At 56.1% G+C, this 25,521-nt stretch carries 22 protein-coding genes; 8 read left to right on the forward strand and 14 right to left on the reverse strand.

Translation table 11 applies throughout. The features are described 5' to 3' along the window. Positions 1–31 precede the first annotated feature (31 nt). Positions 32–1,357 carry a D-arabinono-1,4-lactone oxidase gene (locus tag OLTU_RS12550; RefSeq protein ID WP_141733107.1) on the forward strand — a complete coding sequence of 442 codons (1,326 nt, stop codon included), beginning with the start codon at positions 32–34 and terminating at the stop codon, positions 1,355–1,357. Here OLTU_RS12550 and OLTU_RS12555 read toward each other — a convergent pair. The 3 genes from OLTU_RS12555 to OLTU_RS12565 all read right to left on the reverse strand — a co-directional run bounded on the left by OLTU_RS12555 (position 1,354) and on the right by OLTU_RS12565 (position 4,491). Further along, on the reverse strand, positions 1,354–2,109 hold the full coding sequence (locus OLTU_RS12555) for an SDR family NAD(P)-dependent oxidoreductase (protein WP_141733108.1): 756 nt from the start codon (positions 2,107–2,109) through the stop codon (positions 1,354–1,356). The two genes, OLTU_RS12550 and OLTU_RS12555, sit on opposite strands and share 4 nt — an antisense overlap. Beyond that, on the reverse strand, positions 2,102–3,388 hold the full coding sequence (locus tag OLTU_RS12560; RefSeq protein WP_141736783.1) for an FAD-binding oxidoreductase: 1,287 nt from the start codon (positions 3,386–3,388) through the stop codon (positions 2,102–2,104). The genes OLTU_RS12555 and OLTU_RS12560 overlap by 8 nt, the downstream gene beginning before the upstream one ends. Positions 3,389–3,561: 173 nt before the next feature. Next, positions 3,562–4,491, reverse strand: coding sequence for a M14 family metallopeptidase (locus OLTU_RS12565; protein WP_176736562.1), 930 nt, complete (start codon positions 4,489–4,491; stop codon positions 3,562–3,564). A 192-nt stretch (positions 4,492–4,683) separates the two neighbouring features. Here OLTU_RS12565 and OLTU_RS12570 point away from each other — a divergent pair, with 192 nt between their 5' ends. From OLTU_RS12570 to OLTU_RS12580, 3 genes are all read left to right on the forward strand, one after another. Continuing rightward, positions 4,684–5,862, forward strand: coding sequence for a GNAT family N-acetyltransferase (locus OLTU_RS12570; protein WP_218110003.1), 1,179 nt, complete (start codon positions 4,684–4,686; stop codon positions 5,860–5,862). A gap of 8 nt (positions 5,863–5,870) precedes the next feature. Beyond that, positions 5,871–7,052: an ATP-grasp domain-containing protein gene (locus OLTU_RS12575; RefSeq protein WP_141733111.1), complete on the forward strand. Its 1,182-nt coding sequence runs from the start codon at positions 5,871–5,873 to the stop codon at positions 7,050–7,052. A 136-nt stretch (positions 7,053–7,188) separates the two neighbouring features. Further along, positions 7,189–8,418, forward strand: coding sequence for an LVIVD repeat-containing protein (locus OLTU_RS12580; protein WP_141733112.1), 1,230 nt, complete (start codon positions 7,189–7,191; stop codon positions 8,416–8,418). 65 nt (positions 8,419–8,483) lie between these two features. On the opposite strand, the gene OLTU_RS12585 is transcribed toward OLTU_RS12580, so the two are convergent. From OLTU_RS12585 to OLTU_RS12620, 8 genes are all read right to left on the reverse strand, one after another. Next, positions 8,484–8,987, reverse strand: coding sequence for a hypothetical protein (locus tag OLTU_RS12585; protein WP_141733113.1), 504 nt, complete (start codon positions 8,985–8,987; stop codon positions 8,484–8,486). A 90-nt stretch (positions 8,988–9,077) separates the two neighbouring features. Next, the gene (locus tag OLTU_RS12590) at positions 9,078–9,896 is read right to left on the reverse strand and encodes a metal ABC transporter permease (protein WP_176736563.1); all 819 of its coding nucleotides are present in this window, start codon (positions 9,894–9,896) and stop codon (positions 9,078–9,080) included. Next, complete coding sequence (locus OLTU_RS12595) at positions 9,893–10,507, reverse strand: ABC transporter ATP-binding protein (RefSeq protein ID WP_141733115.1); 615 nt, start codon at positions 10,505–10,507, stop codon at positions 9,893–9,895. Before OLTU_RS12595 ends, OLTU_RS12590 begins: the two co-directional genes overlap by 4 nt. Positions 10,508–10,512: 5 nt before the next feature. Next, positions 10,513–11,454 (reverse strand): metal ABC transporter substrate-binding protein, encoded by a 942-nt coding sequence (locus OLTU_RS12600; RefSeq protein WP_141733116.1) that lies wholly within the window; start codon positions 11,452–11,454, stop codon positions 10,513–10,515. Next, on the reverse strand, positions 11,444–12,499 hold the full coding sequence (locus OLTU_RS12605; RefSeq protein ID WP_141733117.1) for a hypothetical protein: 1,056 nt from the start codon (positions 12,497–12,499) through the stop codon (positions 11,444–11,446). Before OLTU_RS12605 ends, OLTU_RS12600 begins: the two co-directional genes overlap by 11 nt. Positions 12,500–12,509: 10 nt before the next feature. Further along, positions 12,510–13,130, reverse strand: coding sequence for a hypothetical protein (locus OLTU_RS12610; RefSeq protein WP_141733118.1), 621 nt, complete (start codon positions 13,128–13,130; stop codon positions 12,510–12,512). A gap of 153 nt (positions 13,131–13,283) precedes the next feature. Next, positions 13,284–13,748: an aminoacyl-tRNA deacylase gene (locus tag OLTU_RS12615; RefSeq protein WP_141736784.1), complete on the reverse strand. Its 465-nt coding sequence runs from the start codon at positions 13,746–13,748 to the stop codon at positions 13,284–13,286. A gap of 23 nt (positions 13,749–13,771) precedes the next feature. Beyond that, entirely contained in the window at positions 13,772–15,277 is a 1,506-nt protein-coding gene (locus tag OLTU_RS12620) for an ArnT family glycosyltransferase (protein ID WP_141733119.1), read from the reverse strand. Between the two features lie 102 nt (positions 15,278–15,379). Between OLTU_RS12620 and OLTU_RS12625 the strand changes: the two genes are divergently transcribed. The 4 genes from OLTU_RS12625 to OLTU_RS12640 all read left to right on the forward strand — a co-directional run bounded on the left by OLTU_RS12625 (position 15,380) and on the right by OLTU_RS12640 (position 21,661). Next, on the forward strand, positions 15,380–17,188 hold the full coding sequence (locus OLTU_RS12625) for a DUF885 domain-containing protein (protein ID WP_141733120.1): 1,809 nt from the start codon (positions 15,380–15,382) through the stop codon (positions 17,186–17,188). 7 nt (positions 17,189–17,195) lie between these two features. Next, on the forward strand, positions 17,196–17,942 hold the full coding sequence (locus tag OLTU_RS12630) for an SDR family NAD(P)-dependent oxidoreductase (RefSeq protein ID WP_141733121.1): 747 nt from the start codon (positions 17,196–17,198) through the stop codon (positions 17,940–17,942). A gap of 229 nt (positions 17,943–18,171) precedes the next feature. Further along, positions 18,172–19,563 carry a DUF1254 domain-containing protein gene (locus tag OLTU_RS12635; protein ID WP_218110005.1) on the forward strand — a complete coding sequence of 464 codons (1,392 nt, stop codon included), beginning with the start codon at positions 18,172–18,174 and terminating at the stop codon, positions 19,561–19,563. Positions 19,564–19,786: 223 nt separating this feature from the next. Beyond that, the gene (locus OLTU_RS12640) at positions 19,787–21,661 is read left to right on the forward strand and encodes a hypothetical protein (RefSeq protein ID WP_141733122.1); all 1,875 of its coding nucleotides are present in this window, start codon (positions 19,787–19,789) and stop codon (positions 21,659–21,661) included. Between the two features lies 1 nt (position 21,662). Here OLTU_RS12640 and OLTU_RS12645 read toward each other — a convergent pair whose 3' ends face one another. From OLTU_RS12645 to OLTU_RS12655, 3 genes are all read right to left on the reverse strand, one after another. Further along, a complete protein-coding gene (locus OLTU_RS12645; RefSeq protein WP_141733123.1) occupies positions 21,663–22,322 on the reverse strand; it encodes a hypothetical protein in 660 nt (219 codons plus the stop codon). A 434-nt stretch (positions 22,323–22,756) separates the two neighbouring features. Then, positions 22,757–24,130, reverse strand: coding sequence for an OmpP1/FadL family transporter (locus OLTU_RS12650; protein ID WP_141733124.1), 1,374 nt, complete (start codon positions 24,128–24,130; stop codon positions 22,757–22,759). Positions 24,131–24,148: 18 nt separating this feature from the next. Next, the gene (locus tag OLTU_RS12655) at positions 24,149–25,417 is read right to left on the reverse strand and encodes an alpha/beta hydrolase family protein (protein ID WP_141733125.1); all 1,269 of its coding nucleotides are present in this window, start codon (positions 25,415–25,417) and stop codon (positions 24,149–24,151) included. Between the last annotated feature and the right edge of the window lie 104 nt (positions 25,418–25,521).

The raw sequence follows: 25,521 nt of genomic DNA on the forward strand, positions 1-25,521 counted from the left end.
CAACGGATCGCCGGTCGCTCGGGAGGAAAACGTGGCATCACCAGAGGTGTTTCGTAACTGGTCTCGTTTGGTTCAGGTCAAGCCCCAGGAGGTTTCCCGACCGCAAAGCCTTGCGGAACTGCAGAGTCTTGTCAAAAAAAGTCGCAAGGTGCGCGTGCTCGGCACAGGCCATAGCTTTAACGCCTGTGTGGCTACGCCTGATACGCTGATACATTCCGATGCATTGAATCGCGTTCTGCATCTCGATGCCGCGAAAAAACAGGTGAAAGTGGAAGCGGGCATCAAGCTCAAGGATTTGAATCCGGTTCTATGGCAGAACGGACTGGCCTTTCCCAGCCTGGGTGATATTGCGGAACAGGCGATGGGCGGTCTGGTTTCCACCGGCACACATGGAACGGGACTGCAGTGGGGTTCCTTTTCGGATGGACAGATCCTGATCGGAATGGAACTCGTGCTCGCCGACGGATCACTGCTGGAGCTGCGTGCGGATCGTCCGGAGGATGCAACGTTTCTGGAGGCCGCGCGTCTCGGACTCGGGTGTCTTGGTGTGATCTATTCGCTGACATATCAGCTCGATGATGCGCATCATCTGGAATTCTGCAGCCGGGTCGTCCCGCAAGAGGAAGCTGCCGATCCTGCTCTTTATAAGACGCATGATCACTTCGAATATTTTACCTTTCCTTTTCAGGATCAGGTGCTGATGCTCACCCGCGATCGCACGACCAGGACCGCGGATAAAGGCAAGCTGGGCGCCTGGTTTAATGATGTCTTCATGGAAAACTTTCTCCTGGCCACCGTGCTGCGGCTGACTTCACTTTGGCCTTCAAAAATTGCATCGGTGATGGGGCTGATGACCCATCTGGCCAGTGAAGAGCATTATGTGGGACGGGCTTATGAGGTGATGGCTTCGATTCGCCGGGTGCGATTCTTTGAAATGGAATATGCCTTCCCTCTCGATCAGATCAATGCGGCTCTGGCCGCCTATCATGATGTGAATCGTTTCTACGCCCAAAAGCAGGGAGCGGAACGCTATTATGCCAGCTTCCCCGGTGAAGTTCGCTTCCTCGGCGGTGACAAGGGTTCGATGCTGTCGCCGACGCTGGGACAGCCGACCTCCTATCTTGCGGCTCAGGTCTTTCCCTCCTTCGGTCCAGGGTTTGAACGCTACTTCCGCACCCTCGAGGAGGAGTTTAGAAAAATCAAAGGCCGCCCGCACTGGGGCAAGCTCTTTTATCGCAATCCCATGGACGTTTATCCGCGCTTTGAGGAGTGGAACCGGATTCGGCAGAGCTGGGATCCAGGCGGAAAATTCCTGAATCCCTTTGCGGAGACTCTGGTGCAGGGGCGGAATTTCTAAAAGCGCAGACGCTTGAAAATAAATTCGGGCAGGTGCGTGATCACGACCATCACCCAGCGCCAGAAGCCGGGAACATAAAGCGTATCCACACGCCGATCGATGCCTTTAACGATTCGTTTGGCGACCGTCCGCGGCTCGGCCGTCAAGGGCCCGCGTGGCAGATGCGCGGTCATCGCGGTCGCCACGATCCCTGGCTTGATGGTGAGGACATGCACCCCGCTGGTCGCAAGACGGGCCCGCAGACCCGAGGCATAGGCGGTAAGGGCGGCCTTGCTCGCACCGTAAATGAAATTGCTGGCACGGCCGCGATCCCCGGCAACACTGGAAAAAATTCCCAGAACCCCGGTTTTTTGCTGCAGAAGAAGAGGCAGGATCGCATTGCTGATGGCGATGGGGGCCTGCACGTTGACATCAAACAGATACTCACAGGCCTGCGAATTGTTTAAAAGCCCTTCGGTGTCGCCGAGCAGGCCGGACGCGATCAGAACCACATCCAGGTGATTCACACGCTGCATGAGGAGTTCCGTCGCGGCCCGGGCTCCGCCTGCACTGCTGAGATCAGCCACGAGCGACTGCACTTCAGTGGCGCCGCGCGACTTGAGATCGCGTTCCATATCGTTCAGCTTCTGCTTATCCCGCGCCAACAGAAAAAGTCGCGCCCGTCTCTGCGCATAAATCTGGGCCACTGCGAAGGCCATGCCCGAGCTGGCTCCGAAGATGGCAATCACGGGATCCTTGTCTGCTTCAACCACGGCTCACCCTTTGCCAAAATTGTGAAGTGAACTTGGGATCGATGTGGCGACTGAATTCACGCCACAGCGGATATCCGCTTTGAAAGAGTTCGGGGCTCATCATCGCATCCTTGGCCGGATAAAGGCGTCCGCCCGCTTTGAGGACGATGGCGTCCAGTTTTTGAAACAGGGCCTGGGACCGCTCGCCCTGATTCTGAAAATCCAGGGTCAGAGTATAGCCTTCGCGCGGAAACGAAAGCATGCCTGGCGAGCGAATATCACCGAATTTTTTCAGGACGGCCAGGAACGAACCGAGACCGGATTGGGCTATGATATCGAAGATCCGTTTCAGTTCATCCAGACGATCGGTCGCCAGAACGAATTGGTACTGCAAAAGACCTCGTTTGCCATAGAGCCGATTCCAATGCAGCACCTTGTCCAAAGGATAAAAGAAAGGATCGATCGGCATGCGACGCTGTTTCAGACGCTTCTGCTGCTGCTGATAGACCACTTCATTGAAGGCGCGAATGGACCAGCGATTGAGACACCATGAAGGAGCCTGAAAAGGGATGGCCAGTTTCCATTGGGCCTGGGCAGCATACTCCTCGGCCGGATGCCCATAGGGAGCATGATTGCCGCGAAAGAAAATACCGCGGCCCCGTTTCGAGCCTTGCGCCATGCAATCAATCCACGACATGGAATATTCCCAGTCGCGGGCCGATTCATCCTCCAGTGCAAAAAAATCATCGAGTCCGGTGGTACGGATCGTCTCCGTTTCCAGAAATGCGGAGGCAATGGGAATCAACTGCACGGTGCACCAGCTGATCACTCCGGTCAAACCCAGGCCGCCGATCGTGGCCGCAAAAAATTCGGGCTCGCGCCAGGGACTGCAGATGATGGTTTCCCCGTTCGAACGCAGGACTTCCATTTCCGTGACATGACAGCCGAAGGTTCCGCGTTTATGATGATTCTTGCCGTGAATATCGTTGGCAATCGCACCGCCCAGCGTCACATACCGGGTGCCAGGGGAAACGGGAATAAACCAGCCGCGCGGCACGATAAAGTCGAGCAGCTCGGCGAGGCTGAGGCCGGCTTCGGCGGAGAGGAGTCCGGTTTTTTCGTCGAAACTGCGGAGCTTGCGCAGGGGGCTGAGGAGAAGAGCGGTGCCACCACTCGGCAAACAGCTGTCACCGTAACTGCGGCCCAGGCCGTGACAGAGAAATTGATGATCGCGCAGGAGGGCCGCGCTGATGTCCTGTTTCCAAAATATGGGTTCCTGGCGGGACTCGCGACCTTGCATCCCACCCCAAGACTGCGTTGGGTTCACCTGTGCTCCCCTGATATCGTGACATGAGTCAGCATACCGGGGCTGCCGGGGAAAATCCAGTGGCGTGACAGAGGGTCATGGGGTGAAGCTGCGGGCTCGGTTTGCCGCGGCGCTGTCCGTCCCGCCGTGGTGCCCGCGATGGACTCTTAGAGTACGGGCCGGGCGACCTTGGGCGGATTGCTGTTGCTGACCTGCTGCACCGGGGTGTTGGGCAGAACCCGGTCCACGGCCTTCATAAAGGTCAGTGAGCCGTTGACGGCGCGCTGGACCACAGCCGGCAGCTGTTCGCTCTCCGGCGTCGCCTCCTGCGAAACCTCAAGGGTCAGGGCATAGGCGCCAAATTTCATATAGGCGAAGTCGATGAACTCACCGTCGGTCTGATAGTCATGGAACGATTGGGTATATTTCGGCATTCCCATGGTCCGCGCCACGCTTTGGCCCAGGGCTTTGAAAACCGGATCGTGCTGGCTCGTGGACGGTGTGTGGCACCAGGGCCAGAGCACGGCTTCAAGACCGGAGTGGAACGCTGCCGATGCCACAACGCGTTCATTCCCCAGGAGACGGCGCACGAGCCTCGTCTCCACCAAACGGAAGGCTTCCGCTTCCGGTCGCGTTGGGCTGGCATAATCCCGATTGGGATCGATGCCCTGCGAGTCGGTTCGCAGATTGGCTGCGTGACCATCGGGATTCACCAAAGGCTGGAGCACGATACGATACTTTCGCAGCAGCCGATCAATGTCGGTGCGGTCGCGTTGGTTGATCAAAAAATCGATCAGGCCCAGCACCGCTTCGGTCGAAGCCTTTTCATTGCCATGATGCGTCCCGTTGAAATAGATGGCCGGGACATCCGGACTCCAGTTTTTACTGATCGCAACGTAAGCGATTTCACGTCCCTGAAGGGAGTGACCCAGGACGACAAAGCGAGCGACATCCGGATAATTCTGCGCGCGCGTTCGCAGATAATGAGCGATTTCATCCTGGCCATGATACCGTTGGAACTGCAGTCCATAAGCCGTCTGGGCGAAGCCCGAGGCTAAAACCATGATCTGGATGTAGAGGATGAATATCGCGCGCATGGCGTTGGTATTTCCTGTTTCGAATCTAGGCCGGATACTATCGTTTGACGTGTGAAGTGTCAATTGACAAGACAGTGAGAACATCAGAACCGACAAGGCTTTCATTGCATTCGCGCAACGGCGAAGAAGTGAGCGTCTGTCCGCGTGGCGTGATCTTGATATTCTCATTTGACAAAGCCATTCATTCGTCGGATGAAGAAGGCTTTTAACCGCCATGATATTCAGCGTTTAAGTCTGCCAAAGAGGGACGTAATGGCCTTATCCTATCGTATCCGTGAAGCTGCCTTGGATGACAACGAGAGGTTGATCGAACTCATTCGCCGTTGTCCGATGCGTGGGCAACTGCAGGTGTACCTTGATCGTTATCCGGACTTCTTTGCCATGACCCGCCTGCAGGGTGATCGTTCCTATATCTACGTGGCTGAAGATATGCGCGGTGATCTGGTGGGCTCGGTTGTCCTGATCGAACGGCAGGAATACTGGAAGGGCAAGCAGGTCAAGGTTCTTCATATTGGGGATTTGCGGACCCATCCGGCCTGGCGAGGAACCCGCATTGCGGCGAAGTTTGTCGAGATCTATCGGCAGAAGCTTTTGAGTGAAGGTTATCATCACGGCAGCGCAGAAATCATGGAGGGCAACATCGCTCCTGTCAAAGCCCAGCGCCTGCTCGGGGATGCGATCAAGGTATGTTATGATGGCGCTATAGACCTCTATCAGCTGCTGCCGATCTGGAATTATCGACCGTCGAAGCAGTATCGCTATCGCAAGGCGGAGGCCACCGACTTGCCTGCCATCGCGGCCCTTCTCAGTCGCAATTATGAGAACAGCCCCGGCGCCCCCGCCTTTACCGAGGAATACCTGGCGCGCTGCATGGAAGCCCATGGTTCCTTCGGACTGCAAAATATCTGGATTGCAGAAAATGAAACGGGTGAGATTCTGGCCTGCCTCGGAACCTGGGACCAAAAGTCCCTGCGCCGTACAGTGGCGGTTCGTCTCAGTCGTTTCTTCCGGCTTGTGGTGCGTCTGCTCGCCTGGCTTGGAGCGGTCTGGAAAGTGCCCCCGGTGCCGGTCGAAGGGCGTCCCCTGCGTTATCTTTATCTGCGCTGGCCTGCCTGTCAGCCTACAGCTGTTGCTGCTCTGCGGAACCTCATTCGCGTCGTCATGCGTGAGGTCAGGCAGCAGGGTGAGCATCAGTTTGTGGCCGTCGGCTTTCACGAAAATGATAGGCTCAAACAATGTCTTCGCGCTATAATCCGGGTCAAGACAAAGGTTCATCTCTTTTCACATCAAGTCAAAGCAGCTTCGGAGTCACCTGCCCTCGTGAAGGCATCCGGGGAAAAGGCTCCCTACGTTGATGTTGCCTTGATCTAGGGGGCAATGTGGCTAAGCGTATCCTGCTGACGTCCGGGCGTGTACCCAGCGCTCTGGAACTGGCCCGGTCTTTGGCGCGCGCCGGCTGTTACGTGGTGGTTGCGGATAGTTATCCGACCTTTTTGTGTCAAGGCTCGCGGGCTGTGGCCAGGTCCTATGTGGTGCCGCCGCCGCGGCTGCAACCGGCATCCTATGAACTCGCCATCATTGATATCATCCAGCGGGAAAAGATCGATCTCCTGGTGCCGGCCAGCGAAGAGGTTTTGTATCTGGCCACCTTTGCCGATGAGATCAAAAAACACTGCGCGTTCTTTTTCACGGATGCCGAGCTTCTTCTGCAGTGCCACCACAAGCAGAATTTCAACGATATGGCCCATGCGATGGGACTGCCGGTGCCTGATTCCACGCCGCTCGTCAAGGACAGCCGGGTCGTGCAAAAGCTCGTGCAGGATGATTATGTGCTGAAGCGCTGCTATTCACGCGGCGGCCAACGGGTGATCTTCGCCCAGGCCGGTACCGATCCGCAAAGTTGTGATGTGCCGCTGGATGGCAGTTGGCTCATTCAAAAGAGAATCGCGGGGGAAACCCTTTGCTCCTTTTCGGTTGTTCAGAAAGGGAGGGTCATGAAAACGCAACTGTATCGACCTTCCGTCACGCTTGGTTCGATTGGAGTTGTCTTTCAAAGCATCCGCGATGAGCGCATTGAACAATGGATCGAAACCTTTGTCCGTACGTCCGCTTATCATGGCTTTCTTTCTTTTGATTTTCAAAGGACCAGCACGGGCGAGGTCCTGGCCCTGGAATGCAACCCGCGCATCACGAGCGGCATTCACCTCTTTCATCCCGATGTGCTGGCCCAGGCCATCCTGAATCCTGAACGTCCTTTGCCGCAAAAAGCCGCGCGCACCCGCGCCCAGATTATCCTTGGGGTGATGACGGCCCTGCCGGATCTTTGGGCGAGTCCGCGTCTGGCCTGGAAAACTTTGCGCGAATGCCTCAGGGCGCGCGACGTAATCATCGATTGGTCCGATCCCGGGCTCCTGCTTTACCAGCTCAAATGTTACCTCTACTTCTTCAGGACCTGTCGCCGCGGGCGTTTCCCGCTGTCGAGTTGCGCAATGGACGGCATCGAGTGGAATGAAGAGCCACTGCGCATAGCGCAAGGAAACACTGGAGAAATCGGGGCGTAGGTTCGATGCCCTGCGAATGCCTGTTTATATTGAGATTTTAACCTATTGATTTTATTGTATAAAATTACGTAATCAGGAAAGTCAGAAATCAAAGAGCGCCTCCTGTCGATAGGTAAATCCAAGAAAGGAGGAGATTATGCTCTCCAGATTTCCTTTCCTGCCTGGAGGCCTGGCTCTTCTTGTGACAGCTTGCGCCATGCCCCAGACGGGATTACGCCGTACGATGCCGATCGATCATACTGTGTTGCGCGGCGATCAGCTTCATACCGAAAGACAGATTTTAGAGGAACGCGAAATCAAAATTCTCAGTGCCTTTGGCAATCTGAACACAGTGGAAAACCGTTTTCTGATTGTGCGTCTGGCCAGCGCATTGGAAGCGCCTGTTGTGGAAGGCAGGTCGCTGCGTGTCACCCGACTCGTGCAGGACGGCACTCTTCTGGTCGTGGCCTATGCGGGTGAGGGTGATCGCAGGCATGGGGTTCTGGCCCTGGTGGATCTCGCCGATCCGGAACATCCTGTGTTGCGTGCTGAAGTACAGTTGCCTTCCGTGGCGGTGCAGAATGTGGCGATTGATGGTCAGCAAATTTACTTTGTGGGAACACGCGCAGCACCGGAAGGGCCGGTGGTCGGTCGCCTTTCCATTCAGGATTTCGAGTGGCGCGATGACCTTAAACTTCAGTCGCTCGAACTGCCTTATGTCACAGCCCTGACTGTGACCCAGGACAAGATTCTGGTTCTCGACTCGCAGAGTTCGCAGCTTGTCACGCTGCAAAAAAAGGACCTGTTTGTGACCGGGACGATCAAGGTTCCAGGCTGGACACAGCTCAGCCAGGGATCGTCAACCGTCTGGGCCTTTCATAAGGATCCAGCGGCTCTCGTGGCCTTTGATGCAGACCTGCAGATGAAAACCCAAATCCTGACTTCTGGCAGCATGGATACAGCACACCCCGGCACCATTCACATGGGTCGGGAAACAGTGATGACAGCACTCGGTGATATGGGCGTGCGGGCCTTCTGCCAAATGGATCAGAAGCCGCTCTTTCATATCCCGGCGGTGATTCGTGCGGATCTTCCGCGCGAGCGCAGCTGGACTCTGGAAACAGCCTTGAGTCATGGGCTGCTGTTCACAGCCAATGATGCGGCCGGTGTCTACCTCTATCAGGTGGCGACGTCTGACCGTGACGGTGCCTGCCAGGAGCGCTTGCTGCAATTGGAGGGCTATCTGGACGCTGGCAAGGACTTCAATGCGCAGACGCTGCACTGGGAGCAGGAAGTGCTCAGCGTTGGGGATGATCAGGGACGTCTGTATCTCTTCTTTATCGACACGGATAAACTGGAGAGTGATGACACAGATTTTGATGGTTGATAAGGCGTTAGAGAAAGCCCAAGGGGAAGAGCGGCCGCTCTTCCTTTTATTTATAAAAAGCCGGCCTACATCCGTCGCCAATCGGTCAGACCTTCCAGACTTTTTTCCACCTCACGATTTCTGTTTTTTTCCCCCCCTGACGTCATTTTCATGAACTCGCCCATCGTCATGGAATTGTCATCGGACTTGGAATCCAGGTGAATCACAATGTCATGATCAATCGGTCCAAAACCGAGGAATTGGGGATGATGACCGCGTTCCCACGACTGAGGATGCTTCCAAAATCCTTCCAGACTCATCACCGTGGGTCCTTCGTTGGCCCGGGCGTTGAATTCACGGTTGGCTTCGATACCGGCCGCAACCATGGGGACACCGGCCACAAACATGGCAATGACGGCGGCAATGGTCAGAAGCGGAATGGCGATCAGGATAAAGTTGATGACAGCAGTGACGGACGATGCGACCAGCAGACTCGCGAGCAATAGGACGATGCCCATGATCCAGCCGTGCATGCGTAGCTTATCCGAATCAAAATTCAGGATCGGGCGTTTGCGAGTGGCAATATTCATGTTTCATTCCTCCACAACGAGAATCGGGTATCATGATGTATGCCTCGCTTGTGATTATGGTCTTTTTACGGAATGGATAAATAGCAAAGATTACCGATGCAACCTGCGACCGGCAAAGGCTGGCGCCAGGCCTGGGCTCACGAGCAGCAACATAGCGACAATGGTTGGGACTGTAGGAAGACGAGCAGACTCAAGGGAAAGCCAGAAGCCAAAGCCAGCCGCCAGAAACGCTGTCAGGCCGCAAAACCATAGATGGCGTCTGAGTCCCGCCGGGAGCTGCCTCGAAGCCACTGCAGTCGGAATAAAAAGGCAGGCGATCGTGAAAAGATAACCCACGGTCTGCACACAGAAGCAGAGCGTGACGAGCGTGATGATATCAAAGCTGGAAAAGGGCAAGCGGCTCTTGTGCGAGGGGCCGGTGATGGCTTTTTCGAAGGATTCGCAGGTAAAGCGCCGGTGCCGGACGATCATGACGAGCAGTAAAACCAGACCCAGGACCAGAGCCCAATAGGATTCCTCCGTACTGAGTGTGGCCAGATCCCCGAAGTACTTTTGCGCCATGTGATTTTCCAAAGCCGGGAAGAGCGCGCTGATCAGATAGCCTCCCGCGAGCAGCACAGCAAACAGACTGGAAAAATGCGTATTGCTTGACGCCATGCGCCGCGCCACCAGAAATTCACTGAGGGCAAAGGTGAGAGCGGCACTGACCAGGGCCGCGACCAGGGGAAACACCGGATGCACGGCGAGGCCGAGTCCCAGCAGGACGCCCAGCATCGCCCCCTGACCCAGACAGAGCGTTTGCATGGCCCGATCGCGGGCGGCCAGCTGCGTGCCGAGCAGAGCAAGGCCGGCGGCGAGTATCATGCTGGCAGCTATGGTCCAGCCATAGATGGAAAGAAGCTGACTCACGAGGCGATATATCCTTTCAGATCGATCATGCGATGCGGATTCCATTCCGCAGGATCCAGAGCGTCCTCATGCCCGACCATGATCACGGCATGCCGGCCATCCTGAATGAAATCCCGGAGTGCCGCGCGCACCTGCTGACGGCTGCTCTTATCCAAGTGATTCATGGGCTCATCCAGGATCAGGACCGTGGGGTCCTGCAGAAAAACGCGGGTCAGAAGGGTTTTCTGCCGTTCCCCACCGCTCGCCGTGTTCCAGGCCAAGGCCAGATGCGCTTCATGCAGAAGACCGTGGCTTTGACTTTGAATTTCATGCCGCGCGACCGGTCGGGAAAAGCTCAGGATGTCCGCCAGCGTCAGGCTGATATGAAATTCCTGATTGTGCAACTGGGAAAGAAAACCGATGCGCTCGCGGGGCAACTGCCATTGCATGGTGCCCGCGGTCTGCCGCCTTTCACCGAGCAAAAGGCGCAGAAGGGTGCTCTTGCCAATGCCATTGGGCCCACTGATGGTGATCAGCTCACCCTGATTCAGGTCAAAGCTCAAGCGATGAATGAGCGGCCTGCGATCCGGCGTACAATAGGCCAGATCCCGGACCTGAAGGAGTTGCGTCATGACCTTCACTTTCCTTTGGGCTGCAGGGCCTGCACCAGGGCATCGGCTATGTGTTTTTGCAGCTCCCCATAACCTGCTGCCGGTCCTTTGGATTGGATCATGGTCGGCACCACCACCACAGGAATGCCGGAAATCTCCGTAAAGCGCTGCAGGGTTTTTGCAGGATTGTAAGGGGCGGCGAGCACAACCTTGACGCCGGCGGCCTTCGCGGCCGCACCGATGGAGGCGAGACGTCCCGCGGAAGGCGGCATGCCCGGCTTTTCCTCGATACTGCCGAAGGACAGAAGGCCATAGTCCTGTAAAAAGTAGGCAAACTCCTTGTGATATTCCATCAGAATGGGCTTGCCCTTCTGAGCTGCTCGGAACGGTTCGAGACGCGCCTGGATCTCCTGACTCAGACTGTCCATTTTCGCCTTGAAGGCCGCACCGGCTTTTTCATAGTGAGCGGCCCGCGCAGCGTCCACCCGGGACAGGGCCTTGACCACTTCCACGCTGCCGGACGCGAGGCTTTTCGGGCTCAGAAAAAAATGAGGGTTGCCGCCCGGATGCACATCGCCCATCGATCGATTGATGGGGCCCGTGGATTTATCGAGCGTCGTAACTCCTTTGCCAATCTCACAGTAGCCTGCGCCTCCCGGCTGCACACCGGCGTTGCCCGACTTCGCGAGAACCGCGGGCATGTATCCCGCTTCCAAATCCAATCCGGCCAGACAGACGACTTTGGCATCGGCGACCTGGCGAATGAAATCAGGCACGGCATCCACATAATGCGGATTCTCCGTGCCACGCAAAAGGGCTTTGGCTTCGACGGCATCGCCCCCGATTTCCTGCACCATCCAGGCAAAGTCGGGCAGGGTCGTCACGACCTTGATGCGATCCGCAGCCCAGGCGCTGAGACTCCAACACACTCCAAGGACAAAACCGCAAAGAATTTTTTTAGAAATCATGAGCGGGGTGGGCTCCTATGGTAAAGCTGGCTTGAAATTCCACACGTTTTTCCCGATGATCCGGCTGATCCTCGCGCGAGGACGTTGTATCATGCCAGGCCAGGCGCAGAGTGGAAAATTCGCTGGCCTGATACGTGAGTGTTGGAACGACAGCCATAACCGAATTGTCGAGGGATTGCCCGATGGCATCCTTGAGATTGAGAACGCTATAGTAATCGATGAGCAGACCCAGATAAAGCTGAGCATCAAACGCATACTGAGGCAGGATATAGGCGCCCAGCGTTTTCTCAGCCTCCGCTCCGTCAGGGGCCAGAGTCCGATGCCAGATTTCACTCTGCAGAAGAAAATTCAGGACACCCGCTTCGCGCCACTTCGCAGTGAAATCCAAACCGGTCAGAGTCATGCGGGTCTTCACGGCATCGGTGCGGCTCAGATAATTCACGGCGGCCTGAGCCCCGCCTGCACCGGGCATTTCAAAGTAGGTGGCGAGGCGCGCATAGTGTGTGGGTTGCTTGGGCTTCTCGCCAGCATCATGGGCATGACCATAGGTAAAGCCATTGGTCACTCCGAAGGTGCTTTGCAGAAAAAAGGGCAGGGGGGCGAGCCAGGAATATTCCAGGCCGGAATCCAGGGCGCCCTCCTCGCCGAAAAATTCCGTATGAACTTTCGGTGCGGTGATCAGGGGCCATTGATGGCGATGCAATTGGTTCAAACGCCCGACACCGAGAAAGAACTGACCCGCCCGAATATTCGAGCGCGGTATCAGGCGCGAGCTGCTGATATAGGCTTCATGAAGTTCCGCGGTCGCTGCGCCCTCTTCATTGTGCGCGGCAAAACTCAGGACCCCATCAAAGGTGGGGTCGATAGGCGCAGTCAGGACTATCTCAGCCTCCCGTGGCGCAAATTGATCCGGGGCTTCGCTGTTTTTATCCGCCTTATAGGAACCGACGAGGTCCACCGCAGCCGATATTTTGAGCCCGCTCGGATCCTGAGCCCAGGCCGCAGCGCTCCAGAATCCCAGGATGGTCAGCCAATAGAGGCGCATCGTTCGTTCCTTATTCGGTGAATTTCGCAGCGCTGCGGGTCACGGATTTTAGTTCCGCATCGCGCAAAACAAGGCCCCAGAGCAGAGCTTTTCCCTGACCGGGGGCATCCGCATCGCTTTCTGAATTATAAAGCGCCGCATCCTCCTCCCAGCTGCCGTTCACGGCATTCCAGATCAGGACATGAGCCGGCGTTTCATTATTATGAACATCGATCGCCAGCGCAACGGGTCCGGAAGCGTCAATTCCACTCAACGCATGATCGTCCGTGCCCGCGCCATCCGCGTTCAAAATGGCAACCAATTCTGTGCCGGCTCGTTCGAACTGCACGGTCAGGCCCTGTTCCAAAGCGTTGTTGGCATGAGTGACCAGGCCCAGCGTCCCGCCGTCGTTGACTGTGAATTCCAACGCAAAGTTATCCTGGGACGCGATCGCATTCAAGGGCGATGCAAAGACTATGGCGCCCGATCCTCGCAAAAGGCTTTCACTGCGTTCCAGATCACCCGCTTCGACGACATAATAAGTTTGACCAGCAAAGGAGCCTTCCGGCAGGCTGGATTCCTTTTTCTCATCCTTGCTGCAGGCGCAGGTCGCGACTGTCACAAGGCCCATCAGCACCTGAACATTCTTCATGGTCACATCCTGTTGTCTTGTCACTACTTGCAAGCCCCTTGCATTAGGAAAGGCCTGACAGTCCCCATAAAACCTGATTTGGTATAAAAAAGGAAGAGGCAAAGTGCCTTCTTAAAGCAGACTTTTGCAATAGTATAGTGCCAGAATGGATAGTTATGGGATGGCCACCTGCACAGGCTCGGCCTGAAGAATCCGTATGATGTCATAAGGATTCATCCCGAGGAGGAAGCCACGTTTGCCGCCGTTGATATAAACCTTATCCAGGGCGAGCATGCTGGCCTCGTAGTACACCGGCATCTTTCGCCTGGTGCCAAAGGGTGAGGTTCCCCCCACCTGATAACCGGAATGACGATCGGCCACCTCGGGTTTACACGGGCTGATGGTTTTGACCTTCAGATGGCGCGCCAGCTCCTTGGTCGAGACCTGCCGATCGCCGTGCATCAGAACAATGAGCGGGCGCTTTTGCTCATCCTCCATGATCAAGGTTTTTATCACAGCATGCTCAGCGACCTGCAATTCGCGGGCGGATACCGCTGTGCCCCCCTTCTCCTCATAGGTGTAAAGATGAGGGGTAAAGGCCACTTTTTCAGCCAGCAGCTGCCGGACCGCGAGCGTCATGGGGTGATTCACCGGAACGTCCTCTAAATAAATTTGCGCGTCAAAGGCCAGATATCCTGCAGCGGTTGGTTCAGATCCTGGCAGAGATAAATCACGAGATCGCGTTCATAGGGCATACGCAGGGGATGATCGAACTCGCCGAGCGTTTCCAGCTTTCCGCAGAATTTTTCATGATCCTCGCGTTGCCCGCCGACGATCAGAATCTGCGTGGCATCGCGCGGATAATAACCCCAGAGGTAATAGGAGTTGTGACCCGAGGATGCCGGAGGCAAACCCAAAGCCGGACCGTAGTAATCCAACGCACCTGCCTGGCCATAATTTTGTGCCAAAAGCATCGTGCGGCGTTGTTCCGCCACAGGCAGCTCATGCCACAGCGTCGCCACGTGTTCCGCCAGTTCCCGCCAGCCAAACATGTCAGCATAATGCTGTGGCAGGACGCCTTCCGCATGTCGTTCTCCACTTTCGGGCCGAAATCCCAGGGCATCCTGATACGACTGGAAGAGGGAAACGGGCAGCACAGGTAAACTGAGCGGCATCAGCAAAAGTCCGCTCAGGCCGATCAGTACCGGAAAGAGCCAGCGCAGGCGCAGATCCAGGGCTTCAAACTCCAGAGCGCCGACGGCAATCAAGGGAGCCATCAGACCGGCTGCGTAATAGCTTTTGCCGTGAGCCGGGATCAGGAGAAGGCCAAAGAGCAAAACGACCCAGGAATAAGGCCGCAAGAAGCGCCAGCGCGATTGCGTGAGAATGATGAAAAAACCTGGAATCCACAGGAAGGCGACGAGTGGATGATGATGCAGGATCCATTCACCCAGGAGCGCCGTGGCGGTGAGCGCTTCGTTTTTATAGAGGCGCGCATTATGCTGAAATTCAAGGGTCGGCCAGCCCTGCTGCATCTGCCAGATGAGATGCGGACTGATGAGGACGAGACTGATGGTCGCCACCGCGAGAATTTTTTTGCAAAGACGCCAACGATCCGCGGCATTCCAGAAAAAGCAAAAACTCAGCAGAACAGCATAAACTGCGGTGCTGTGTTTGTTCAAAGTCCCGACTGCGATCAGAGCGCCAAGACCCAGGATCCCTGGAGCGTGCAGCTTTGCGACTTGCGAAAAGAGCCAAAAAATGGCAAACCAGATGAGAGGTTCGAGACTATTCATGGAAAAAAAATGATCCATGCCCAATCGCAGGGGCGACATAATCAGCGCCACAGCGACCAGCGATTGCGCCAGTGGGCCTCCGTGGTGCTTGCGCACCCAGCATAAAACCAGCGCCAAATGCGCCGCTGCGATCGCGAACGACCAGAATCGGTAAAGCGATAAATCCTGCTGAAAAAGATGGGACAGCGCGTAGCTGATCCAGCCGACCAGTGGGGGATGATCGACGTATCCCCAATCGGGACGTAGGCCGCAGACAAAGTAGTAGAACTCATCGCGAAAGATACCGTAGGATCGGTAGAACCAGGCGTGAAGCAGGAACAGGCAAAGAGGAGCGAGCAGCACCAAAGATGATCCATGGAGTCGCGACTTCATCAAGCAACCTCATTCTGAGCAGCGAGCGCCTTGCGAAAGGTATAGGCTTGATATACTTTGGTGTCAATCTTTTGCAATCATTTTAGGAACTGAGGCCAGCGGATGCGATCTTATTGGAAATACGGACTTCTCCTTTTGCTCACTTTGCTCGGATTTTGGCTGGTCCGTCTGCTCTTTCTACGTCCCTTCAACATCGATCATTTTTTTGATCGTACATTTTTACTCTATTCCCTGGAAAGCCCCGAATATTTATCCACCGTACGGGTTTTGGATCAGTACGGTCTTACCTCGCACCGCAAGCAGCTCGATGATATTTCGGTGCACGCTCTCTATCGCGAGCAGCGTTTTCTGCAGCAAACCGAAAAAACTCTGCAGGGCTATGAACGGGCCGATCTCGATGAGCGCCAGGCGCTATCGTACGACATTTTTCAGTGGTATCTGCGTTCGCTCCTCGAGACGAACGGTCCCTGGCGCTTTTATGATTACCCCGTGAATCCCCTGCATGGAGTACAGAATTCCTTTCCGCGATTCATGCAGGATGTGCATGTCGTGACGAGCAAGGCGGAAGCCAGCGATTACGTGGCCCGGCTCTATGCTGTGCGGGAAAAATTTGAACAGCTGATCGCAGGGCTCAGGATTCGTCAGGAGAAAGGCATTGTTCCGCCGGATTTCATCCTGGATCGCGTGCTGGAAGAAATGCGGACCTTTATCGCGGTCCCGCTGCAAGAAAATATGCTTTACGCGTCGTTTGCTCGCAAGTTGGAGGAGGCGTCGTCCATCAAGGAAAAGGATCGGCAGATTTATCGGGAAGGCGCGGAAGAGGCGCTGCGGGATGCCGTTTATCCGGCTTATGCGAAACTGATCGCGTTCCTGGAGGAGCAGCGCAAACAGGCCACAGCGGATGCCGGCGTTTGGAAATGGCCGCAAGGGGACGCGTACTATCGTTTCATCCTGGCTCAGCACACCACGCTCGATTTGGATCCGGAGGCGGTGCATCAACTGGGTCTCAAGGAAGTTGCGCGTATCCAGGACGAGCTGCGGGCTATGCTCCAGAAACAGGGCTATAACACGCAGCAGGATCTGGGTAGCATCTTCCAGGAACTGAGTGCCGAACCGCGGTTTTATTACAGTGATGATGCGGCCGGACGCGACCAGATCCTGCGTGATTATCAGGCCATCATTGATGAAGCCGCCCGCAGTCTCGGTTCCCACTTTACGGAGATGCCCTCGGCCCCCATCAAGGTGGAGCGCGTGCCTCCCTTTATGGAAGCAGGCGCGCCGGCGGGATCCTATGCCAGCCCTTCACTGGATGGGGAACGTCCCGGTGTTTTTTACGCCAACCTTGGCGATATCAAAAACACAGTGAAGTTCGGCATGCGGACCCTGGCTTATCATGAAGGGATACCCGGGCATCATCTGCAGATCGCCATCAGTCAAAATCTAAAAGACCTGCCGCTCTTCCGCCGGGAAGTGAATTTTACCGCCTTTGTGGAAGGATGGGCGCTCTATGCGGAAAGGCTCGCGTTTGAAGCGGGACTGGAGAAAGAGCCCTTTGATTCCATCGGTCGCCTGCGCGCGGAACTTTTCCGTGCGACGCGCCTCGTGGTGGATACCGGTCTTCATGCCAAACGCTGGACCCGTGAGCAGGCGATCGACTATCTGCATCGGGAAGGGGGCGTGGCGCAGCCTCATGCCATCCGCGAAGTGGAGCGTTACGTGGTGATGCCAGGCCAGGCCTGTGCTTATATGATTGGAATGCTGAAATTCCTGGATCTGCGAACCAAAGCTCAGTCGACGCTTGGGCCACGGTTCGACCTGAAAACATTTCATCACATGATACTGGACAACGGCGCCATGCCGCTGACTCTCCTGGAGCGGCGCGTGGAACAATGGATGACGACTCTGCGTTGAGGGGCACATGAAATCAAATGAACATCTTGTGATCATCACGGGCCACAGTTCGGGACTCGGTCGGGCCCTGCTCGACATTTGCCTGCAGGATAAGACTTATGTCGTGGGCATTGCGCGCCGTCGGGTGGAACTCCAGCATCCGCATTTGAAACAGATCCAGGTGGATTTCAGCATCATGGACTATGGCATCGATCAATTGCTGCAGCCTCTCGCACCTATTCTGGATGCCGCGGCCTGGCAAACCGTGACGCTGGTGAATAATGCAGGCACGGTGCAACCGGTCGGTCTTGTGGGGCAGCTCGATGCCAGGTCGATCGCCGCCAGCCTCCATACGAATTTAACCATACCTTTGCAGTTGAGCAATTGGCTGCTGCGACGCTTTCCTCAGCAGAAATTGCGTATTGCCCAAATTTCAAGTGGTGCGGCCCATAAGCCTTATGCCGGCTGGGGCGTCTACTGCACCAGCAAAGCCGGTCTGCGGATGGCGTCTCAGGTGATGGCGACCGAGGCGGAAGTGTCGGGATGCGATCTGAGCCTTGTGATTTATGAGCCGGGTGTGCTGGACACTCCCATGCAGGACGAATTGCGCAAGAGCCGGGTGGAGGAATTTCCACAAGTGGAGCGCTTCCGTCAGCTCCATAAGAGCGGTCAGCTCGTGGCCCCCCGTGATTCCGCGCAGGAGTTATGGCAGCTACTCTGCGACAAGGACCTGCCGAGGCTTGTGGAAACGCGCTATGGGGCTCGGGGCTCTTGAATACCCCCTCCAGGTCCTGCCGATCGTTTCACCCCGGGCTGGAATGAAAAAGCCGCCCGGCCCCAACACCCTGCCTTCAGAATAAGATAGCCCACGCCAATAACCTTCATCTTCATCAAGCTGGAGAAAGTTCCGCTGGTACGACTGCGGATTTTCCAAAGTTCGCTAAAAGTATAAACCAGCCACAAAAGGTACTGGAGCCAACGATCGGATTCATAAAGGAGAAATTATGAAACACTTTTATCTTTGGATATTTCTTCTCGCATCCAGTTTGACGACATGGGCACAAGCCAGGCCGCCAGGACCCGACGCGCCGATGGAGCAGGAACTCAGGGACATTGCAGCCGAAGCCTATATTTACTTTTATCCTCTCGTGACGATGGATGTGACGCGCAAAGTCGCGACCAACGCTCCCGGTGGGAATGGTTTGGGACGTGGCCCTATGAATGTCTTTCATCACCTTCGCCATTTTCCGGCTGCCGACATGAAAGATGTCGTGCGCCCCAACTTTGATACTCTGTATTCCGTAGCCTGGTTGGATTTGACAAAAGGCCCCCTCGTGATCCATACGCCGGATACTCAGGGGCGCTATTACCTCTTGCCCATGATGGATATGTGGACCGATGTTTTTGCCGTCCCGGGCAAACGCACGACCGGCACGCATGCTGCTCAGTATGTTGTCGTTTCTGAAGGCTGGAAGGGTCAGCTCCCTCCAGGGGCTCACAAAATCGAAGCTCCCACTCCCCATGTTTGGATCATCGGGCGGATCCAAACGAATGGCCCTCAGGATTTTGCAAGCGTCAATGCCGTCCAGGATGGTTTCACCATCACCGCCATGGACACAGCCGCCCAGGAACCCGCTTCCGACATAACCCCTGATCCCAGCGTGGATATGACCACACCACCCTTGGAGCAGGTGAATCGGATGCCTGCCCTGGATTATTTTCGTTATGCCGCCGAACTGATGAAACTGCATAAGCCTCACACCACCGATCAGACTCTGCTCTTTCGGTTGAAAAAACTGGGTCTTGTGCCTGGGCAAAGTCTGAATATCCAAAATCCGCTGATTCAAGAGGCGTTGGAGCAGGGGGCGGGTGAGGGGTTGAAAAAAATTCAAGGTCACGCCGGGCGCTTCGGAGAAGAGGTCAATGGCTGGCAGATCAACCGCGAAACACTGGGCGTCTATGGCAACAGCTATCTCAATCGCGCATTTACCGCGATGGCGGGACTTGGTGCCAACCTCCCGGAAGATGCCATCTATCCTATCGCTGTTGCGGATGCAGACGGCCGCCCTATGAGCGGAGAATACAACTATGTGCTGCATTTCAATCAAGATGAGCTGCCGCCCGTCGATGCCTTTTGGTCTTTAACCATGTATGACGCGCAGGGCTTCCCGGTGCCCAACCCTATAGACCGTTTTGCGTTGGGCGATCGTGATCCCTTGCATTACAACGCCGACGGTTCCCTCGACCTTTACATTCAGCGTGAGAATCCAGGTCCGGACAAGGAAGCGAATTGGCTGCCAGCTCCGGAGGGGGCCATGGGTTTGACCATGCGCCTCTACGCACCTCGGGACAGCGCGCTGAACGGCAGCTGGAATCCTCCGCCCCTGCGACGTTGAAAAAAACGCTGTGGGGCTCCAGATCCCGAGTGGTCACGTCCGGATCAGGGCCCGGGACGGATTTGGTTCTTTGACAAAATTCCACTGGGCTGGACCGGTTGTGCTATTGCTCTTTGACTATTCCGATCGGGTCGCTATCCTGAAATAAGATATTTCTTGTCATGACAGGCAGGGTCTCGCATGCCGCGAAGCCCTGCCCTCCATTTTGCGGGAAAGGGGCTTCATGAAGAAACGCCTCCTCATCGTTCTGGGTAGCGGCGTGGCCACCCTGCTGGCCGCCACAGTCTTTTATGTTCAGCGCCCCGAGGCCACGGATCCAGCGGCGGTGCCCACAGGGGGACAGCGCAAAGCTGCCATCTGGAAGCCGCAGGAAGTTCCCACGTGGACCCTGGTCCGCGGTCAGGAGCTGGTCTATGACCTGACCTATACCGGCAACGGGCATATTCCGGGAGAGACCGATCAGGCGTTTGAAGTGCGGCTCCTGGGAACCCTGCATGTTGTGGTGCTCTCCGAGGAGACCGACGGCTATCGGGTCTGGCTCAGCATCAGGCCCGAAGGGGCGCCGCAGCTCCACGACGTGCCGGTTCCCTTGCGGTCGAACCTGCTGAAAGCCTGGATCGAAGGCACCGGCGCACGTATGGCCTCCCGTGGTTTTCAAATCGAACCGCAGCTGGACTCGAACATGGATCCCACCGTTTCCCAGTTCTGGCTGTCCCTTTGCGAAAGAATGCAGGTGGACCTGCCCGCTGTTTTGCAGACACCGATCTGGGAGCTGCAGGAAGTCATGGCCGGTAGCTCGGTATCGACCCGTTATGAACTCGATCCCACGCATCTGAGCCCGGGACTGCTGGCGGAAAAAATTTACATCCAAAAATACTTCGAAGCCACGACTCAACCTCAGCAGAGCATCAGCGGGGAAAGTCTGGTCATCCTGCGGCCCCGCTTTGAAGGGCTGGACCAGCTTCAGGCGGATGCGCGGGAGGTTCAAGTCCTGAATGGAGAAGACTGGACCAGTGATTCCGTCCTGACTCTGCAATGGCTCAAGCAGGACACCCTGGCGGAAGCCCGGGTGGCGAGCCTCGAGGCGCGCTGGGGACAAAGCCGCAGTGAGGCCGGATCAGGCCAGGACTCCAGCATGCAAAAGGTGGCGCTTGGCGGCCTTGGATTGGATGAGATTTGGAGTCAGATGTTTCAGCCCGGGACACAGAATTCCCAGGAACTGTATTTGAAACTCAAAGCCTGGATCTTTCTGCATCCGGCTGAGATCAAGCGGCTCATGGAGCGCCTGCGTAACCTGGATGAGTCCGATCCGGCCTTGAAAATGGCCATACGGGCGCTGGCAGCGGCCGGGCAGACGGAAGCCCAGAATGCGCTGGTCGATCTTCTGAATCAGCGGCACACCGATGCGCCGCTCGCCAGAAAAATCGTCACGACGCTTGGCCTGGTGCCTGAACCCACCCTGGAGGCACAGAAGTCGCTGGAACTTCTGAGCCAGTCTGCAGAGGATTCCGCTGTACGCCGCAGCAGTCGACTGGCCCTTGGCCTGATGGGGCAGCGTCTGAGTCAGAAGACCGATCCGGAAGCCCAGAAGCGTGCCGCGGAATTGGAGGCTTTGGCTTTAAGACATCTGCAGGCGGCCCAGGATCTGGCGGACATCACCGAGGCCCTCGTCGTGGTCGGCAACTGCGGGGTCAGTCGCATCGAGGATTTGAATCCTTGGCTCACGCACCCGGATCCAGCCATTCGCAGCCAGGCCTTCTTTGCCTTGCGTTTTGCCAGGCCCAACCATGCGCCTGAGTTTTTGGTGCGTCAGTATCCGGGCGAGGCCTCGGCGGAAGTGCGCCGGCAGATCCTGCATGCACTCAGTCTTCGGACGCCGGATGCGGGCTGGTTTTCGGCCATCAAAGGCCTCCTGAATCATCCGCTCCCGGATGACGACAAGATCACGCTGGCCAAAATTTTGGTTGGGACGGTGCGGAAGCATCGGGAGTCATCCCTGCAAATACTCGCGCAGCTCCTGGCTCAAACCCAGGATGCTGCGGCGCGGGAAACTTTGACGAAGTACCAGGAAACGGCCAAACGGCAGGTCACGTTCTGATTCACTCGGTAATGGTCAAAGGCTGGGTCACAGCCTGGGCACTGCCGATCCGCAGGAAGCTATTGATGGCAAGGTCTGTCGCGTTACGCGGCAGCACCTGTACGTTCTCCAGTTTGATTTCCAGAATCAGTTTTTCAAGCTGATTCGAGTAACTGAAATTCTCCGTGGTCCAGTGCGCGAAGTTCCCGGTGTTGCCAAAGAGATCGCTGCCGGTCACCACCTGCAGAGTCGCGGTGGAAATCATTGCGCCTTGGGTATCAAGAATCGAGTACGGAACCGGTTGAAAGCCGGTGGCGAGACTCGCATCCAAATCAAAAAGTATCGGCTGATCCTTCAGCGATTGAACCGAACCATCCTTGCAATTCAGGACAGAGAGCTCATAACGCAGGGTTTGCGTGCCCAGCTGGGTGCTGATGCCGCTGGATAGAAGTTTGGCCTGCGTAATGCCCACGGCGCTCTGATTGCAGCCCGCCACAGGACCGGAAGGAGTTCCGTCTGCGCTTGGGGCTGTGGCATCGCTGGTGCTGATCGTGCTGGACTCCGTTTCAAGAATTCCGCCATCAGCGGTCGCAGCATCGGTCTGGCCTTTGAATTTACCTCCCGAGCAGGCTGCTGCGGACAGGGTGAAAGCCATGACGAGGATCTTGCTAGTCGTTCCCATGGTGCATCCTTGTTGCAGTTAGGCTTTCAATTAAGCAAGGAATATGCCTGACTTTTTGGTTTGAAATCCCTGGAAGAATTTTGACAACTGTCAAGTCCTTGGGCAGACAGTGTAAGGCCCATGACAACAAAAATTTGGGGGAGAACCGGAACCCGATCCTCCCCCCAAACTTCAATACAGGTTTACCGAATCCAACTCGTTTTAGGAGCTTTTTCGACAAACGGCTTTCCCAAATTCACTAAGGATGCGACTCACTCCAGTCGCAGATTCTTACCTATCAAACGCCTGGATTCGCTGCCATGAAAAAACTGCGATGAATAATGCCGGAAGGGAGTATTTGCTTCAAGACGGGTCAGCTCGCGGGTTTTATTACGGTTGAGCTTTCCGTTCTGGAAAAGGGGTGATTCCCGCAAGGGAGCGGGAACCAGCTGGAATTACAGAGCGATATTCATTTGCGCCGCAAAAATATTGCCGGTCGCTTCCGAAGATCCCACCACACGCGCATAAAAGGGCTGGCCCTCGAATTCGCGAATGTCATTGATTCCGGTTTTGGCCTGGGTCACGTAGCTGTAGCCGAGGTCAAAGGAGGCGATTTCATTGAGGATATAACTGCCGCCCAGGGAGTAAAAGCGCATGTCGCCGGTCGGAATGCGAAGCGTGCGCCTTTCATTAGGAACCGGTGAGTTATCGTAGGCGTAACCGGTGCGCAGCGTCAGGCCTGTGGTGACCGCATAGTCGAGGCCGATCGCATAACGCAGCGCATCCTCCCAGCGCTCATCCACGCGACTGGCGAGGGCCCCGCTGTCCTTGTGATAGATGTTGAGGTCCTCGAAGTTGCTCCATCCCGTATGCGTGATATCCGCGCTCAGCTGCAGCCCGGCGCCCAGGCCCTGGATGTAACTCAGGCTGATGATTTCGGGTAACTGCAAAGGTGCGGTCGCAGCGAAATCCTGAAATGAGTCCGTGGTGGGTGTGTTGTGAAAGCGGGTGTCGCCTTCGAGGTCAGCATCCACGGTCGAGCGATAGGAGAGACCCAGGCGGCTGTGTTCCGAGAAGGTCAGGAGAAGACCGGCGTTCCAGCCATAACCCCAGGCATCACCTTTTACGCTGCTTGTGCCTATTGATTCGCCATTCGGAGCGATGATCGCTTCCCCGGTCTGTGGATTCAAAGCCACCACACCTGGTGCGAGCAGAAAGGGCCCGGCCGATGGATTCGCTGCCGTCAGCTCCGCCTCGGCATACACGGCATTGAAGCCAGCGCCAAGGGACAGCAGCGGGTTCAGCTGGATGGATACGCTCGGGTTGATGTTGGTCGTGCGCACGTTGGATTTTTCCGCCGCAATGCGACCGGCAAAGTCCCCATCGTAGCCTGTCTCGCTCGCAAAGTTCGAGAACACGCCGATCCCGACAACATAGTCCTGGCTCAAAGGATAGACGGCATAGACAGCGGGAATGAGGGGATAGTCAGGGGCGGCATTCGCATGGGAAACGCCCTGGGCACGGATGGCTGGAAGGCCAGCGGCCTGGAGAGCCGGGACGACGAGAGTCGACTCCTCGATTTCAACATCAAGATCGGCGTCGATCGTCGCAGCCGATAGAGTGAATTGGGGTCTTTTCAAGCGGCTCATGGCAGCCGGGTTGCTGCCCACCGTGGAGGCATCATCGCCCGCCGCGGATTCGCCCGCATAAGCTCGACCGAGACCGCGTGCGTTCTTTTCCATGACCTGATAACCACCGGCCAGCGCCTCGGGAGCAAGAGCCGCGAGCGCGGCGAGAACGGCACTATTTCTGATATATGTTTTTTTCATGATGGAGTTCCCTTCTGTTTACTGCGCTGTCGATTTTTGAAGAATGTCCAGGAAAGCCGCGACTGGTGAAAAGATCGCCGGACAGGTCCCATGTGTATACTTGGGGCTATCGGCAAGGCTCGGAATCGTGATGACCGACACGTTGTCACCGGGGAAGACGTCCTTGATCTTTTTCACCGAACTCACCGGCACGACTTCATCGTCCACGCAGTGAAGGAACATGGTGATGGCGCGTGGCTGCCAGCCTTTGTTGGTCAAACTTTGCGATTGGAGATAGCTGTGCAGTTTCACCGCTTCATTGGTTTGAGGGCGGGCACTCAGGAAGTCAGCCACCAGATCGGACTCCAGCATTTCCACCTTTCGCGTGGGGATCTGACTGCCGATGTACGCGTTATTAAACTGGCCATTGAAGAGCGTGGCCACGTTTGCGACCGGCCAGGTGAAGATCGCTTCCGGATTGAAGTCGTTGTGCGATAACCATTTCGTATAGGAGAGAATCAGGAAAGGAATATTCACTGGATGCAGGATTTCATTCTGCAACAGCTCGGTGGCGACGGCCTCCAGGTCATAGGGTGCGCCGGCAGAGGCTGTGGCCATCAAAGCAAAAGTTCCGGCATGATGGGTTTCGATTTCCTTTTGCAGCGCGAGGGTTGCATAACCACCTTCCGAATAGCCTCTGAGAAAGAGGGGGCCCTGAAGCACACCATTGATGGCAGCGAACGTGGACGCAGCCTTCAGAAAATCAACGCCCGCATCAGCATAGGACTGCTCCACAAGATAGGGATGAAACACCTGGCTTGAGGCTCCATAGCCGAGGTAATCCATCACCAGCGTGACAAAACCCTGGGAGGCTTCAAAGATGCCCTCCGACGGTGTCACCGAAGGGGCATCGCCCTTGCTGGTTCTGGTTCCGTGCTGAACACTGATCCAGGCATTCGATGCGTGCTGAACGTCCGGAACGATCATCAGACCGGAGGCCACCACGGGAACCGCTGGGGTGGCCGGGGTTTGGGTTTGATACTTCACGCGATAGATGTGCACACCGTTTTGAGCCTGAAGATTAAAAGCGGACAGAATGGGGGCCAGCTTTCCAGCAACTTCAGCCTTGCTCAGGCTGACAACATGCGTGGACTCAAGAAGTTCGCCGCGTGCGCTCTGCGCCGAGGCATCAACCAATTGAAGATTGGCGGGACGTTGGGTTTGCTCAGATTCAACTTTGCTTCCTTCAGCGCACGCCAGCAAACTGACAAGTGCGCCGCAGGCCACGATCGGGCGGATGCGAATCATACGCAGATTCCTTCCTTGAATGACAAAGGTTTCAGACAAAAGGGACAGTGTAGTTACTTAGGTGATATCCCTTACCTTTGCAATGGAAAGCTTTCCACGTCCTG

The organism is Oligoflexus tunisiensis, from assembly GCF_001748245.1.
GTDB lineage: Bacteria > Bdellovibrionota_B > Oligoflexia > Oligoflexales > Oligoflexaceae > Oligoflexus > Oligoflexus tunisiensis.